General features: G+C 35.6%; 11 protein-coding genes. 6 read left to right on the top strand and 5 right to left on the bottom strand.

Features of this window, described 5'->3' with window-relative positions; genetic code table 11:
* The 3 genes from BMY21_RS03295 to BMY21_RS03285 all read left to right on the top strand — a co-directional run.
* The coding region (locus tag BMY21_RS03295; RefSeq protein WP_218141023.1) for an OmpL47-type beta-barrel domain-containing protein at positions 1–1,895 on the top strand (1,895 nt) is incomplete at its 5' end.
* Between the two features lie 17 nt (positions 1,896–1,912).
* Positions 1,913–5,302 carry a hypothetical protein gene (locus BMY21_RS03290; protein WP_074640851.1) on the top strand — a complete coding sequence of 1,130 codons (3,390 nt, stop codon included), beginning with the start codon at positions 1,913–1,915 and terminating at the stop codon, positions 5,300–5,302.
* A 4-nt stretch (positions 5,303–5,306) separates the two neighbouring features.
* Positions 5,307–6,563 (top strand): YARHG domain-containing protein, encoded by a 1,257-nt coding sequence (locus BMY21_RS03285; RefSeq protein ID WP_074640849.1) that lies wholly within the window; start codon positions 5,307–5,309, stop codon positions 6,561–6,563.
* Positions 6,564–6,708: 145 nt separating this feature from the next.
* Here BMY21_RS03285 and BMY21_RS03280 read toward each other — a convergent pair whose 3' ends face one another.
* The 3 genes from BMY21_RS03280 to BMY21_RS03270 form a co-directional block, all read right to left on the bottom strand.
* Entirely contained in the window at positions 6,709–8,322 is a 1,614-nt protein-coding gene (locus BMY21_RS03280) for a P83/100 family protein (protein ID WP_074640847.1), read from the bottom strand.
* 104 nt (positions 8,323–8,426) lie between these two features.
* A complete protein-coding gene (locus tag BMY21_RS03275; RefSeq protein ID WP_074640846.1) occupies positions 8,427–10,160 on the bottom strand; it encodes a hypothetical protein in 1,734 nt (577 codons plus the stop codon).
* Positions 10,157–11,353: a class I SAM-dependent RNA methyltransferase gene (locus BMY21_RS03270; protein WP_256210231.1), complete on the bottom strand. Its 1,197-nt coding sequence runs from the start codon at positions 11,351–11,353 to the stop codon at positions 10,157–10,159. The genes BMY21_RS03275 and BMY21_RS03270 overlap by 4 nt, the downstream gene beginning before the upstream one ends.
* Before the next feature lie 98 nt (positions 11,354–11,451).
* Between BMY21_RS03270 and BMY21_RS03265 the strand changes: the two genes are divergently transcribed.
* Positions 11,452–12,393: an alpha/beta fold hydrolase gene (locus BMY21_RS03265; protein WP_256210230.1), complete on the top strand. Its 942-nt coding sequence runs from the start codon at positions 11,452–11,454 to the stop codon at positions 12,391–12,393.
* A gap of 82 nt (positions 12,394–12,475) precedes the next feature.
* Positions 12,476–13,666 (top strand): polynucleotide adenylyltransferase PcnB, encoded by a 1,191-nt coding sequence (gene pcnB / locus BMY21_RS03260; RefSeq protein WP_074640842.1) that lies wholly within the window; start codon positions 12,476–12,478, stop codon positions 13,664–13,666.
* Here the strand turns inward: pcnB and BMY21_RS03255 are convergent.
* Together BMY21_RS03255 and BMY21_RS03250 are read right to left on the bottom strand one after the other, a co-directional pair.
* Positions 13,653–14,546, bottom strand: coding sequence for a hypothetical protein (locus tag BMY21_RS03255; RefSeq protein ID WP_074640840.1), 894 nt, complete (start codon positions 14,544–14,546; stop codon positions 13,653–13,655). The two genes, pcnB and BMY21_RS03255, sit on opposite strands and share 14 nt — an antisense overlap.
* Before the next feature lie 9 nt (positions 14,547–14,555).
* Positions 14,556–15,557, bottom strand: coding sequence for a pseudouridine synthase (locus tag BMY21_RS03250; protein WP_074640839.1), 1,002 nt, complete (start codon positions 15,555–15,557; stop codon positions 14,556–14,558).
* A gap of 91 nt (positions 15,558–15,648) precedes the next feature.
* On the opposite strand from BMY21_RS03250, the gene BMY21_RS03245 reads away from it, so the two are divergent.
* On the top strand, positions 15,649–16,140 hold the full coding sequence (locus BMY21_RS03245) for a divergent PAP2 family protein (protein WP_074640837.1): 492 nt from the start codon (positions 15,649–15,651) through the stop codon (positions 16,138–16,140).
* Position 16,141 lies beyond the last annotated feature (1 nt).

Genomic DNA, 16,141 nt, shown 5'->3' with positions numbered 1-16,141 from the left:
CACGTACTCTTGAAAAAGGATTCTTAATGTGGAGTCGTGAGAATGTAAGTAACATTACATCTAATTCATCTGTACTGATTGCACAGCTTGAAGAGAATGCAGTGAGAATAGATCCTGTAAATGGAACTCTTGTTGAGAAACTTCCATTCAGCCTTACAGATACAAATTATGTATGGAATAATGATGGTCTGTATGCATACACTGGAAACAAGTTGTATGGATTATATGGAACTGATAAGGCTGTTGAACTTGAAGAAGTAATTCTTAAAGTAAGTGCAGATAGTGACGGCTTTGTAATTCTTACAGAGAATAAATTGTACAGCTGCACATCAGAACTTGAATTGAAGAATGAAGGAATGATCAGAAATGAGAAATCTTGCAGTCTGGCAATTTCAGCAGGTGAGATAGCAGTTTCTAACAGCCAGGCAACAGTTCTTTATGATCGTGAAACCCTTAAGGTAAAGCATGTTTATGCCGGAAGTTCAATTGCAGCACTCGCAAATGAAAAGCTTGTACTTGCTGATTCAACTAAGCTTAGCGTAAACAATGTTTATAGTGGAAATGAGATCTGGAATGTAAAGGGTAATATTACAGCAGTTGCAATGTGTAACGGAAAACTGTTTGCTGCAGATAAGAACATCCTTCGTTCATACGAAGGCAGCAGCAATACAAGCGCTCCTTGTGTAACAGTTACTTATTCAACTCCTGCAGACGGAACTGATAACTGGTATAAGGGCCTTCCTGTTGCCACAATCAAGGCTGATGATAAGGAAACTTATGTTGAAAGCATCTGGTACCGTCATAACGGAGGAGAATTCAAACCTTATACAGAATCATTTACTGTAGTTGAAGGTGACAATTTAATTGAAGCCTACGCATTTGATTCTAAGGGAATGAAGAGTGATATCGTAACAAGTTTCATAAAGACAGATATCACAATTCCAGAAAGCAGCATCTATATAACACCTGTAAAGAATGAAAAGGGCTGGTATGAAAATGATGTAACGGTACGCTTTACAGCATATGACAGCGGTTCTGGAGTAAACAGAATTGTTGTAAACGGAAATGTTTACGATAAGCCTCTTGAGTTTACAAAAGAAGGTACCTATGAGCTTACATGGTATGCTGTAGATAATGCCGGAAATAAGGAAGAAGAACGTACTGAAGTTATTCAGTTGGATAAGTATAATCCGACAACTGGAATTAATGTAAGAAGTGATAAGGGCTTAAGTATCATCCGTCTTGAAGCTCAGGATAGTTATTCAGGAGTAGATTACATCAAGTATGTACTGGATAACGGAAATGAGAAGACTTATGAAAATGAGCTTTTGATTTACGAACCTGGACGTCATACAATCCGCTGGCAGGCATTTGATAAGAGCGGCAGAAAGTCTGGCCTTATGACTCAGACATTTGTTGTACAGAGAGAAGATGGAATTGGAAACTTCATGGCATTTGCTGAATTGAATGGCAAAAAACATGAGGTAAAGACTCCGTTCTCATATGACAGTCAGATTTATGCAAATGATGCGGCTGATTATACACAGTGGCCTTATCTTTACTGGGAGCGTGCATACCTTCATACACTTCCATGGTATGTCATAGGTGGTGACTACATTCAGTATCTTGGATCAGACATGAACATAAAGGGTAAACGAACTGTAGAGTTCTATCTGAAAAAGAATGTAACCCTTTACATGTTTGCAGGTCCTGAAATGGCTGTAGACGGCAGCTGGACATTAGTAGAAAAGAAGTTTGGTATGCAGGGCCACTGGTATAAAGATGGCTGGAACGTCTACAAACGAAAAGCTTCTAAGGGCGAAAAGATTGTTGTAGAAGTTGGAAGCAACGTACTGGCTCTGCCGGTTATTACAGCTAAACAGGAAAATAATTAAAAATAGGAGTGCAGAAAATGAAAAAGAATTTTATCAAAGTATTATTCATGACAGTTTCTGCTCTCCTGTGCTCACAGATTTGGGCCCAGGGGAGTGAGAGTGTAAGCTCTGAAGTTGATAGACAATTTGAAACAACATATTCCATCAAAGTTGATTCAGGTATTAATAGCAGTATGAAAGTTTATACCTTGGGGTTAACATCAGAGAATGGTTCAACCAGAATAACAAATGGTTTTCAGCCTTCGGAAGGTTATTCAGCTTTTTTTGTAAGTGATGACAAAACATATTATAAATATGATTATGAGAATGGAAGTAATATTTGGAATAATTGTTCAAATACTGAAAAAGGAAAATTAGAAAAACTTTATAATAAAGTATTGAATAGAAATGTAGTTTTTACTACCGAAGGAAATGAAAACTTCCTTTCAGATACAAGTTTTATTGAAATAGATGAAAACGAACTGGAAAATATTAGTACAGCAAAAAACAAAAAATTTTTAAGATCAGATGATAAAGGTTTTTCAGATTTATATGTTTATAATAAAAGAAAAGGAATATTTGTTTATGCTGTAAAACTTCCAGAAACATCAAAGGTACATGTATTATGTTTTAGAGATAAAAGATCAATTGCAGAAATAATACCTGATGGTATGAACGAGACAACTTTTTATGTAAATTATAAAAAATGGCTTAAAAAAAATAATGATGAAAAACAAAAAGATTTAAATGTTTCTTCATATAAAATGTTGTCAGTTTTAATATATGATACGCTCCAAAAGGCAATGAACAAATCAAATGGACACTTTCATAATTTATATGATAATGACAGTGATATGGTTATTAGAAAATACCTCCAGCTTGCCATGGACAACAATCGAAATGTGTATTTTTCAAAACTTGAAAATCATTTAGTTAATCCTATTAATCCAGAACAGTATGAAATAATTACAGAAAAAGAAGGTCAGCAAATTGCACAAGAAGCTCAGCTATATCTAAATCATAGTGTTGTAGTAAAAAAATCAATATTCAAAACCGTAATTGAAGCTATTGATGATTTAATTGCCTGGCTAACTGCTAATCCAAAAAAACAATCTGATGAATATTTTGATCAGCCACAAATTACAGGTGCACCTTTGCCTTACTTAGATAAAGGATTTGATACTCCTGAGTCATATAATAATAAACTTATTAAAAATATTGCAGCTAAAGGTGGCTGTGATGATATTGGTTTTTTGAATGGTATTTTATATAATTCGAATATAAACACTTTTGTACCAAGGAAACCTTTGAGTGAAATATATGCTGAATATAAAACTTCAATTTCTAAAGGAACAAATTTTGATTCAAGTGATAAGTTTATCAGTTTTGCGGATTTAAATAAAATAAGTCTTGTAGTAAGTGATTTAACAGAAGCTAAAGTAGGTGATATAGTTTTATTTGAAGAAATAATAAATAAGATGGATGGAACAATAGTTTCAAATAATTTAAAAAATAAAAAAATTGGAATTATTGTTGAGCCAGTACAGTGTAATCAATCTTATGGAAGTAATCAGAAAAAAACTTTAGGTGATTTGACTGTTATATGGATGAATAAAGAAAAAGGAGTTGAAAAAGCAAAGTTATCAGAAATCTGGAAAACAGAGGATGGGTTTGAGGTTCCTAAATATACTGAAATAAGAAGAATACTTAAGAAAGGAAAAAGTACAAACATAAATACAAACTGGAATGTTTACGATAATAAAGTTACAGATTCAGGTGTTGAAATTAACTGGATGAGAGAAAGTACTCAAGTTAGTAGTGAAAAGTATAGATGGATTCCTAATACAGGTGAATATCTTAGCCTGGAGAAGATTAAATTCTATGCATATAATCAATTTGGTATTCCAGTAAAAGGTAATTCTTGGAGAGTCTATTTAACAGGAGCAATAGATCGAGATTATATAGAGGGAAATACACAAGGCAATATTTACAATAATTCTAATTGTAAATTTGAAATTAAAATTGGAGATACAACAGCTATCCTTAAGAAAACTAAAGGGCGATATGCTATCGAGTGGAATAATGAAAATGCAATAAAAGAATATGCATTTATAATAGGTTCTGATAATCTTTTATATTATTATGATTATAAGACAAAAAATCTTGAAAAGAAACCTGTAGAAATCCAAATAAGACCAGAAAGTGCTTCTGCAGCTCGACCAGGAGATGATTTACTTCTTGAATTTAAATTACAAGAACTCAGTACAAATAAAAGTTTTACGGTAACTGTTCCTGCTAATAATTATATTGCAGTATATGATAAAAAAATGTTATGGCGAGCAAACTTATATTTAAATAAATCTGAAAAAGCTCTTGGAGGAGAAGACTGGAATAATGCGCATCCTTGGGATGTTCCTTGCGACTCTGATACAGAAACAGAAAACCCGTGGTGGTGGAACGGTGACAGTACGCTGACAGCAGCCCAGAGATGGGGATACAACGAGTGGAACAAAAAAGAAGACGGCAGCAGGGGAGAGGGAAGGCAGTCTGAAATAGAAGGCTGGCACCGATTTACAGGCGGAACGGAAAAAGAATTCAAAAGTGTAACTTACAGTTACGGTTCAAAAGATTCTCTTTCAGAATTTAATGTAGAAGTAAGGGCGCAGGACAACAAGATTGAAGAATTACTTTCACTTTGGGAAGAACAGAATAATCAGCAGGAATCTCAGATGCCGCAAAATACATCTGTGATACAGGCTGATAATTTACCGGGTTCAAAATGGAAGTCATACGTATTCTATGAAAACGTTTCGGACTCAAGCTGGATACCTTCTGATTCACCGTATAAAACAAACGACAATGTTTCAGTTCCAGGCTGGTCATCATATTTATGTAATTATGTAGATGGTTCTAAAGGGAAACTGACATATAAATATGAGATGTCGACACATTCAAGCGGAATTGACTGTTCAGGACTTGCATATATTTCAGCTGTTGGAAAATCAAAAGACTCAAACAGTATATATAAATGTGGAAGTGAACCTTTACTTGATTTTGCAACAAGTGCTTTTGCTTCTGATTCGCATACTCTTCAAATACATAGCGGTAATTGGAAACTTGATACAGAAGATGATGGAGAAGAATCTGATGTTGTGGATAGAGATTCTCAGAGAAAAATATTAGCTCACGCAGTCCCTGGAGATATTTTAGTAAAACCAGATGACCATGTAGTAATAATTCAGAATCTTAATTACCCAGATGATACTATGCTAATAACAGATTTTAATCAGATAGGTGTGATACATAGTTGTGAAGGTCTAAATGTAGCAAATCAAACTACATTATTTCAAGTGTCTCTCTCAACGGCAAAAGAAGTGAGTTCATCTATAAATCAATATCAACTAAGAAGATTGTCAATTAAGGAATAATGATATGAAAAAATATTTATTATGTATTTTTGCTTTATTGCAAATAATATCTTTTTCTTATACTCAGAATATAGAAAAACTAGGAGAAATTGAAACATTAACATCATATCAGCGAATGAACACAATAATACCGTCAGATACTTATGTTGATGAAATTAATAATTATCTTTATTGCAGGTCAGATAGAGGTGAAAGTCAATCTATCTACAATCTGAACAAAATATCTGAAGAACCAAAGAAAAAAAATTATTTTGCAAAAACAACAACGGAAACTTTTATAATTCTAAATAATTATGAAATTCATTTTAGTGAAATGGCATTTGAAATTAAAAAAGAAAATGAGATTATTGTAAATGGACCGTTATCTTGCGGCATAAGTTTCATATTGAAAAAAGGAAGCGGATACATTGTCTATTATGTTGACACAAATGGCTGTCCTGGAGCAGTAGACACAACCGGTCGAATTTATTCAAGTGAAGAAGCAATGGCATATCTGAAAGAATATGACCCAGAAAAATATATGCAAAGCGAAAAAAGGGCAGCGGAGCTGGAACTCTATAATGATTTTATTCGTAATCAAGTTCTCATTTGGGGAAAGAGATATTATTCAACTTCAGGTAAGATGAAGAAAGTTCTTGGTAAAAGTGGTTTAATTCTTAATGGATTAATTCAATATGATATGCAAGGAAATGCTTATCAAATTGATTTTGATTGGTGGGGTAATTATAAAAATGATTGGGGGATACGTTTTGACGAAGGAACAGAAGATAATTCAAATTTTGTTTGTGCAGATGTAAATGGAAACAGAATTGTTTTATTAACTGATTTGAATAATTATTCCAAAATTCTTGGTAGTAAAGGAGATTATCAGGAAACAAGACCTGAATATTCCACCAGCTGGTACGTAGGCTTCGGCGGCAACATCTACTACTACATAGCAGGCGAAGAATACACCGAAGTCTTCCGCATCCGCCGCACATGGGGAGAGCCGGACTTTTACGCCATGGCAATAAACGGCTATACCGAAGACGACTACGGAAAATATGTAAACGAAGTTCTTCCAAAACTGAGCAAAGCAGATTTACGACTTTTAAGAAATACAATTTTCGCCCTTTACGGTGTTCATTTTAAGAGCGCAGATTTATCAAAGTATTTTGACAAACAGGTCTGGTACACAGATGAAGGAAAAACTTCTGCAGATGTAACACTTCCGGAACACAGGCAGAAACTTGTTGAGATGATTCAGAAATTGGAAAAATAAACCTTTTATACTGACTATAACAAGAAAGGTATGAAACCTAAAAAAATCATTACCTTTGCTTTATAGGCAAAGGTAATGATTTTTAAAGCACTATTTTTTTTTAGACGATTTAATACTTCCGGCTCATAAATCCGAGCCGGAGTTTTTATTTTGCATTCGATGGATCTGTATTGGAAATAACAGACAAATCCTTTTTATCGAGAAGGCGGAGTCTTCCGTTCAAATCTGTTACTACAATTCCGCCATCAGTTACTGTAACTGGGGTTCCGGCTTTTACCTGGATTGTTGATTTCAGCTTCATTGAAAGATCTGCTCCAAACTTTCCAAGGTAGTATTTTCCGTTGTCATCAATTACACAGTAGAATTCACTGCCGTCTTTTACGAGAACTGAATCTTCTGCAATTGAATTATCACTTTCACCAGAAATCTCAAGAGTGTCTGGAGAAATTGTTACAAGCTTTACAGCTGCGTTCTTAGCGTTTTCTCCGGCAATAGCGATAAAGCTTTCACCTTCTTTATAAACAGTTCTGTTACGAATCTGTGCAACAGGGGAGTTCTTAACAACTTCACCGTTTTCAATGTTGAACTTTACGAGACGAGAAAGCATATTTGCTTCATCAGAAAGAATTACACCAAACTCTGTTTTCATGAGAGCTTCTTCAGCTTCTTTTTTCTGAACTTCAGCCTGGTCTTTAGCTATTTCCTTGCGTTCATTCTGAGCTTCAGTTTCCTTTTTATCTGCTAAAGTCTGCTGTTCTTTTGCTTCCTGCTTTTTCTCTTCAGTTACAGCCTGCTGTTCTTCCTGTTTCTTTTCCTGTTCTTCAGCAGCCTGCTGTTTTTCTTCAGCTTCTTTCTGAGCTTCCTTAGCTTCTTCCTGAGCCTTCTTATCGTTTGGATTTTCTTCAGCTACCTTTTTCTTTTCTTCAGCTGTTTTCTTTGCTTCTTCAGCTTCTTTTTTAGCTTCAGTAGTCTTCTGCTTTTCTTCTTCAAGCTTCTTCTGTTCTTTTACAGCTTCTTTCTGAGCTTCCTTAGCTTTTTCAGAAGCAGCATCAGCTTCTCGTTCCTTGATGTCTACCATGTCTTTACGGCTTTCAACATTCTTGTCATCATCTTCCTTCATGGAATCAACAACAGTAGAATCACTGATTACAGATGTATCAACAGTAGAAAGACCGCCATTTTTTACATCAAAGAGTGGAATTACAATTTCTGATTTTCCTGGCCAGTCTTTATAGTTTACAGAAAGACCACAGTTATCAGAACTAAGATTTTTGATTACAACGTTCTTGTACTTTGCCTTAAAAGTATCAAGTTTTCCGCGGTAAACTGCGTTATAAACTGTAATGAATACTGCAAGAGTTTCAGAATCCTTTTCACTGTAGCCATAAGCTGAACTCAAATATGCAGCAATAATACGACGCAGATTGTTTATATGATCAACAGTTGCATCAGCACCAATATAAAGAATATCAGCATCAAGTTTTCCAGTTTCAGATTCATCTACGGCATGTACAACATAATATTTTGAATTTTTAGCTGTAGAAGAAGCTTTTGAAGGATCTTTTGCAATCTGACTTCCAAGTCCGCTACCAATAGATTTAATTGCGGCAATTGAATCTATTACCTTGTGTGGTCCTGTATAATTGATGAATTCAATTGTAGTATCACTAGTAGAATTAAGCTCGTTTTTATCAACCTCAAGTGCAGAAAGACTTGCAGTAAGGATGACTGATACGAGCAGCAACATTAACTTCTTCATAATTTGTAAACCTCTGTTAAATAGTTTACAAATATTTTAACACAGGATATTGAAATATTCCAATAAATTATTAAGATTCTGGTCATTCTGAACTTGTTAAAGTTTTACAATTCCAATGCCATTATTTTTTTGAGGGTATCACGTGCATAACTTCGTGTTTTAAAACTATAACCGGCTCCCATAAAGGTTTTCAAAATATCTTTTCCTTTTTTATTGTAGGCAGGACGTCCCATAAAAAGACAGATTGAATATACAGCATCGCAGACGGTATTCAGATAAACAGAATCTGAACTTCCGCTTCGGCTTACATTCCGTTCAATTGCATCAAGAAGTTTTCCATCCGGATCGTAACCGGTAATATTTGCAAGAAGGGTACGACAGTATAATTTACTGGTACTTTCAGAAATAATCGAAGCGGCAGCAGCCTGAGTCTGATCTGTACACAAAAGAGCTAACTGTATAAGAACAGTTTCAAAGCCGGCAGAATCAGTTTCAAAAACAGATTTTTCTGTATGTGTTCCAAAATTAGATGTAGTTGCATCCATAAAATAAAGTCTGGCAAGTGAAAGAGTCTGGGCTAGCCACTGACTTTCTTTTTTGCCGAAATTTCCTTCTTTTATTTTAGAAGTAATAGAAGGATCCTTAAGGGCATTAAAAAAGCCTGCCTGTGTATAATAATTTATCTCAACAAGATCTATTGGAGCAAAAGAAGAATAGTCAGAATGTATACTTTTTAATACAGATTTTGAGTCGTTTGTGTGATAAGCGTCCATTGTCCAGTTCTTGGAACAGAAAACAAGATAATCATTATGAAGATATGTAAACTGATTGATTGTATTATTCCGCAGATTTACCGGCATAACTGCATACCAGAGCTCTTTATATTCATAATCAATCAGTAAAGCTTTGTTTGAATCAGCAAGAAAAAGCCCTGAATCTGAAAGTTCTGCCTTTATAAGGGCTGTACCATCAATTTCATTTACAGTTTTGCTTTCTTCAACAAAACCATCAGAAGAGCGCAATTTATATACTGTGATTCCAGCTTTTGAAAGGGCAAGAAGACGATATTCAGTTTTATCGCGGTTTACGGCAAAAATTGAATTACCGCTTTGTACATTTGCAACCCACTGGCTTTCTGCAAGTCCATCTTTGAGGGCAAATAGACCGGCACTTCCGTCTGTAAAGGTTAATAGAATTCCGTCCTTACAGGTGTAGGCTGTCTTAATAACTCCCGTAAAGGTAATATTTTCAAGTTCTTCTCCAAACGGAGAAATTCTAAGTCCACGGGTTTTACCACCTTCATCATTCAAAAAAACAACTATTGAACCGTCTGGAAGTTCCTGCATTGGAAGATCTTTCTGATATTCAGTTTCGAGTTTCCATCTTTGAATGCCGTTTATTCCAAAACAAACAACTGTTTTTTCACCGTTGATAAAAAATCTTCCGTCACGACCTTCTAATGGCTTTGAGCTGACATTAAAATCAAGTGGTTTAGACCAGATTTCCGAACCGCTTGGATTAAAAAGGCGGATTATATTTTTATCTTTATCATGCAATAAAATAAAATCACCTTTTAATGCAGTAAGGCTTAAATTTCTGACACGACCGATATTTTTTTCCCATAAAAGAGTTCCTGTTGAACTATAGCCCATTATATTTCTGGCATCAGTTGCAAGACAAAAGCCATAGGAAGTGTTTTCCGGCTCACATAAAGCTGATCCGGGAAGTACTGATGTCCAGCTGGTATTAAACTTTGTAAGACTTTCCTGAGAAAAAAGTGTAGTAAACAACAATAAAACAAAGACTGACAGTAAACTTTTTTTATTTATTTTTTTCATTGTGGAAGCTCCAGAACAGCAAGACTTTCTATATGGCTTGTATTTGGATAAAAATCCAGAAGATACATCTGCTTTAGATTATAACCGGCTTTAATAAGATGAGCAGAATCACGGGCATGAGTTGCAGGGTCGCATGAAAGAGAAAGTATAAGCGGGATTTTTGATGCACAGAGCCACTGGCAGACTTCTTTTTCCATTCCGCTTCTCGGTGGATCAATTGTAACGGCATCGAAAGGCGGAAGGGTTGCGGCACAGGTCTTTACCCAGGCTGCTCCTGAGAGTCCATAACTTACATGTTTTGTTCCTGTAAGATTCTGCTCGGCAAATACTATGGCGTCGCGGTTATGTTCTACGAGCACGACATTTTCATATTTTTCGGTGAGGAAAGCAGATATCGAGCCGCAGCCCGAATACATATCGAGAATATTTTTGCCGCCGGGCAGAAGACTGGTTATGAGACGGCAGACCTTTTCAAATACAAACAGATTAGACTGAAAGAACCCGCGTACATCAAAAGAAAGCTTATGACCGCCAAGTTCTACTGTCATAGTATTTTCAGGGGAGGCTACAGTACCGGAAAAATAATGATTTTCCTTTAATTTTATTTTTTTATTTTTCTGGCCGCCACCACTGAGTTTTATGCCTTTTTCATTTTTATCTTCGCAGGCAATTTTTAATTCTTCATTTGAGAAAGAACTTCCAAAAAGATGACTTCGGCCAGACGGACGGATTGAAGGCTTTTCTGCAGTACTTTTTAGATAATCATTTACCTTATTCTCTGCACAAAGACATTCTTCAACAGGAATTACAACATTAGATTTTCTCTGAGATAGTCCGCCATCATTAAGCTGAAAGCGGCAGCGGTAATTAAAATCAGGACCACTTATAATTTCAGTTTTTTCGGCAATATCAATTCCATTCTGACGGTAAATATCTATCAGGATTTCTTTGCGTAATTCTTTCTGATACTCAGAATCAATATGCATCATATTACAGCCGCCGCATTTTCCATAATAGCGGCAGGGTGCTTCAACGCGGTGTGAAGATGGTTCAAGAATCTTTACGATTTCAGCATTATCATAATCTTTATTATTTTGTGTTATTTCAATTTCTAGTTTTTCACCGGGAATGGCATAGGGAATAAATACGTTTTTTCCTTCAATTTTTCCTAAAGATTTTCCCCCAAATGTCATTTTGTCTGTTATAATAGTCATAACAAGATATTAACATTTTATAACTGATAACTTCAAGTTAGGAAAAACCATGTTTTTCTCAGGGGGATTTACTCGCTATGCAGATGAAAAGTTTTACACTTAAAATGGATGATGGCTATGAACTCTGCCTTAACAGATGGCAGCCAGATACAGAAGAAGAAATAAAAGGAGTAGTGCAGCTTCACCATGGATTAGCTGAACACTCTTTACGATATGACCGTTTTGGTTCTGTTCTTGCAGAAAACGGCTATGTTCTCAATGCTTATGATATGAGAGGACATGGACGTACAGCAGAACTTGCAGACAAGAATGGTAACGGAATGTTCGGTAAGCTTGCTGATAAAAAAGGTTTCGACCGTGCAGTCTTAGACCTTAAAGCAGTAACAGATAATCTAAAAAGTGATTTCCCTGGAAAGAAAACAATTCTTATGGGACATTCTTTTGGTTCTTTTGTATCACAGGGCTTTATTGAAGAATATGGAAATATGATAGACGGCTGTATTCTCTGCGGAACAGCAGGTCCACGCCCAGCTCTGATTACCTTTGGTTCACTTGCAGCTCATCTTATTACTTTCTTTACAGGTAAGAATAAATGCCTTCCAATTATGGATAAACTTTCATTTGGAAGTTATAACGATAAAATCAATCCTATCCGTACACAGTATGACTGGCTTTCTAAGAATGAGCTTAATGTTGATATGTACATTATGGATAACTGGTGCGGATTCCCGCTTACAAACTCATTCTTCTGCAGCATGACAGAAGGTCTTATGAAAATTCATAAGAAAGCAAATATGAAGAAGGTACCGGCAAATCTTCCAGTATTCTTTATCTGGGGTAGTGATGACCCTGTTGGATCTTACGGAGCTACAATCAAAAAGCTTATTGATATCTACAAGGCAAACGGTATTGAAAAAATCGATCAGAAGGAATATCCGGGCGATCGTCATGAAATTCTCAATGAAGACAATAAAGAAGAAGTCGAAAGAGATATCATTGATTGGGTAAACAAGTTATAGGGATTTCGGAGAGAGTTATGTCTGAATCAAACAAATTCACCTATCTTGACTATTAACAAAATTTATCAATAATATCAGTATTGTGCTTATTAGATATGGTACCGATGGTCAAGGACGGCCAATAAAGAAAGCTGTTGTTTATACACAAACGGAACATCTGATATCAAACAAGAACATAGATCCTGATGCACTGCAAATTATTAACAGATTGAGAGATGCAGGTTTTACAGCATACATTGTAGGCGGTGCAGTAAGAGATTTAATAGTTGGAAATAAACCAAAAGATTTTGATATAGTAACCGATGCCACACCATCAAAGATAAAACGAATATTCAGAAATTCTCGCATAATCGGACGCCGCTTCCGTTTAGTTCATGTTGTTTTCGGAACAAAGATTTTTGAAGTGAGTACCTTCCGCTCAAATGCAGAAGGATCTGTTGGAAATGACTTTGGAACTATTGAAGAAGATGTACAGCGCCGTGATTTTACAATGAATGCTCTTTATTATGATCCAATTCAGGAGCAGGTAATTGATTATGTCGGCGGAATGCGTGATATCAAAAAACACATTCTTCGTCCTGTAATTTCTTTAGACCGCATTTTTGTAGAAGACCCTGTACGCATGCTTCGTGCAATTAAGTATTCAGCTACAACTCATGCAAAAATGCCTCATTCGCTTCGTCATAAAATCAGAACTTCTGCAGGTCTTTTATCTCAGGTTTCTCCATCAAGACTTACAGAAGAGCTCTTGAAAATCATAAATAATGTTTATGCCTATGAGATTGTTCAGGAAGCTTTAGATACAGATCTGTATATTTATCTTCAGCCTTCTGCGACAGGTCTTATTTATGAAAGACGTAATTATGAAAATGATTATATGGAGAGTATAAAAAAGCTTGGTGAACTTAATCAGTCAGAACCTGATGCAAGACTTGGTAAAAAGCTTCTCTATTTAATCAAAGATTTTGTTGGAACTCTCACAGACTGGCAGAAAGAAACTGCGGATAAATATTCATATACAGAGCTTTATGGAAAGACCTGGGCTGAATGCCGCAATTTTGTTCTTCCTATGAATCCTGTTCGCAAAGAACTTGAGTTCGCCGTAAAAGCTGCTCTTTCTGAATATGGTGTAAAGGCTCATCAGTCGGCTCCAAAGCAGGCAAAACAGCCTAAACAGCAGACTCCATCACAGAGTAAAACAGCGAAATCTGGAAATAAAAAGAAGAAGTCTAAGAAAAAGGCAGCAGTTACTTCTGCAGCTATTTCTTCATAGAAGCAGGACGCGAAATCTTATCAATTACAATACTTACTTCCTCAATCAGAATGCCTGTAAATGATTCGATTTTATCGATAATGTACTGCTGCAGTTTATGTACTTTGCCAGTCAGTTGTGTACCGAATGGAACGTCAATTGTTACTATGAGACGATATCCGCGGTTATCGGTTTTAATTGAAATCTTTTTGATTTTTATATCCGGATCACATTCACTTACGCAGTGCATAACCATCTGGGTGAGGGCAGCTTCGGAAATTTCTATACGACCTTTTTTTGAGAACTCTGGCTGAACGATTGATTTTTCAATCATCTTACCAGTAAGATTTTTTCCAGCTTTAGCAAACAGTTTATTTTTGCTGAAAAAGTCGTGCATAGAAGCAGAAAAAATCTGTGAATAGTTTTTCTTTACTTCAATCGAAGGAACCGGAATTACATGTTTACCTTCAACCTGGCGGGATTTAATTGCTTTTTCAATATCTTCCTTAGAGGCTATTTCTTCAATGTGAATTATTTTCTGAGGCTGTGGCAGCTGAAGCCTCATGGAAATTTTCATTACCATTTTTTCTGAAGTTCCAAGAATCAGAATCTTTTTTATATGGGTTTTACGTAAGACGCGAGCAACTGAATCTCTGTGTTCTTTATCATCAAAAAGAGCAGCTCTAACAGCGCCCATATAGGTTTTCTCACGTTTTGCAGAATGTCCGGCAACTATTTTTTCATCCTGAATTAAAAGTCCATCATCAATAATTGCATGAATACCATACTGTTCTGCAAGCAGCTTTGAACGGAAAGATTTTCCAGTTCCGCTTTCTCCAACAAGTGCATAAACCTGAACGTGCTTGAATAAATCTAAAATGTCAGAAAGCTTTTTTCCCATACAATATTATTATAAACCAGGATTTCTAATTTCACAATATTCTAATAGCCTGACAAAGTCCAAAGAAAGCCCAGTTTTTATTTCTGAAGGTAAAGAAATCGGATTATCGTCTGGAATTGTTAGACTATAAGCCTGCAGGTAGTATTCATGATTCAATTCTTTATATTTTGTTTTGATTTGAGTTCCTCCATAGGCTTTGTCGCCTGCAAGAGGATGTCCGTGGATTTTACTCTGTGCACGAATCTGATGTTTCCGGCCGGTTTTAATAGCATACTCAACTAAAGTTACCGGCTTATCATTAAGCATTCCATAGGCAAGGGGAGTTGCAGTTGTCTGTGCAGACTGGCCATCAGCACTCTGCATTACTGTATAAAATCCGTTTTCAAGTTTATCTGCAGAAGCAAGTTTATCTTCCCAAATCTCTTTATTTTCAAGTTTTCCTTCTGCAAGACCGTAATATTTTTTTTGAATTGTATGATTTTTGATACCTTCAGAAAACCATTTTGCTCCTTCCAGGCTCAATGAAAAGGCCAGTAAGCCGATTGTATTTCTATCCAGTCTGTGAAGCGGTCCGGGTCGAAAGGAGAGTGATGTATTTTCTGCATCTTTGTTTTTATATTTTGATTGATAATAAGCCAGTACCGCTTTATCCAGTCCATTTTCATTATTATCACTTCCATGAACTGATATTCCATAAGGCTTATTGATTATTAATATATGCTGGTTTTCAAAGACTATATCGAGATTGCAGATAGTTTCTGTGGAATGTTCAGGCTTTTGCTTGGAATTATTATCAGGATTGCTGTTTATAAGGAATGCAGCGATTGAAATAACATCACCTTCATTTACATGAGAATCTGGCTTGGCTTTCTGCTGATTTACCTTTATAAGACCTTTTCTGAGAAGTTTGTAGATTTCTCCAAGACTTTTATCTTTCAAAAAGATTCTCAGAACCCGGTCAAGTCGTCTGCCGTCGTCATTTCTACCGGTTGTAAAATCCTTAAATTCCATAATTTCTAATTATATGTATTTTAACAAAATCTACTAGTAAATTTACCTTTTCAATGCTAAAATATTATATACTTTTTTTATTTGGTAAATTATGACAGAAGATATTTCTTTTACTCAGCAATTCATACTTTTTTTTCATAATCCTATTTTTCTATCATGTATATTCAGCTGGCTTGGAGCACAGTTTTTAAAAACAGCAATAAATCTTATTTATGGACGTATTCATTCATTTTCAGAATTACTTGAAGTTATGATCTGGCGTACTGGGAGTATGCCGTCCAGTCATTCAGCACTTGTTACAGCACTCTGTGTAACAATCGGCTTCCGTCATGGCTTTCATTCTGATTTGTTTGTTTTTTCTCTATGTTTTTTCCTTGTAGTAATTAGAGATGCATTTGGTGTACGCCGTTCCAGTGGTATTCAGGCTAAAAAACTCAATGAAATTGGAAATGAATTAAAAGATAAAGATATCTTAAACAACTATAAAACCTTAAAAGAAGTCGATGGACATACTCCAATGGAAGTTCTTTGCGGTTGTCTTGTAGGATTCTTTATTGCACTTTCATTTTCATTATTAAAGTAGT

The sequence above is a fragment of the Treponema bryantii genome (assembly GCF_900111035.1).
Classification (GTDB): Bacteria; Spirochaetota; Spirochaetia; order Treponematales; family Treponemataceae; genus Treponema_D; species Treponema_D bryantii_C.
Note: the sequence above shows the minus strand (reverse complement) of the source record. Positions and strands in the feature narration are given on the sequence as shown.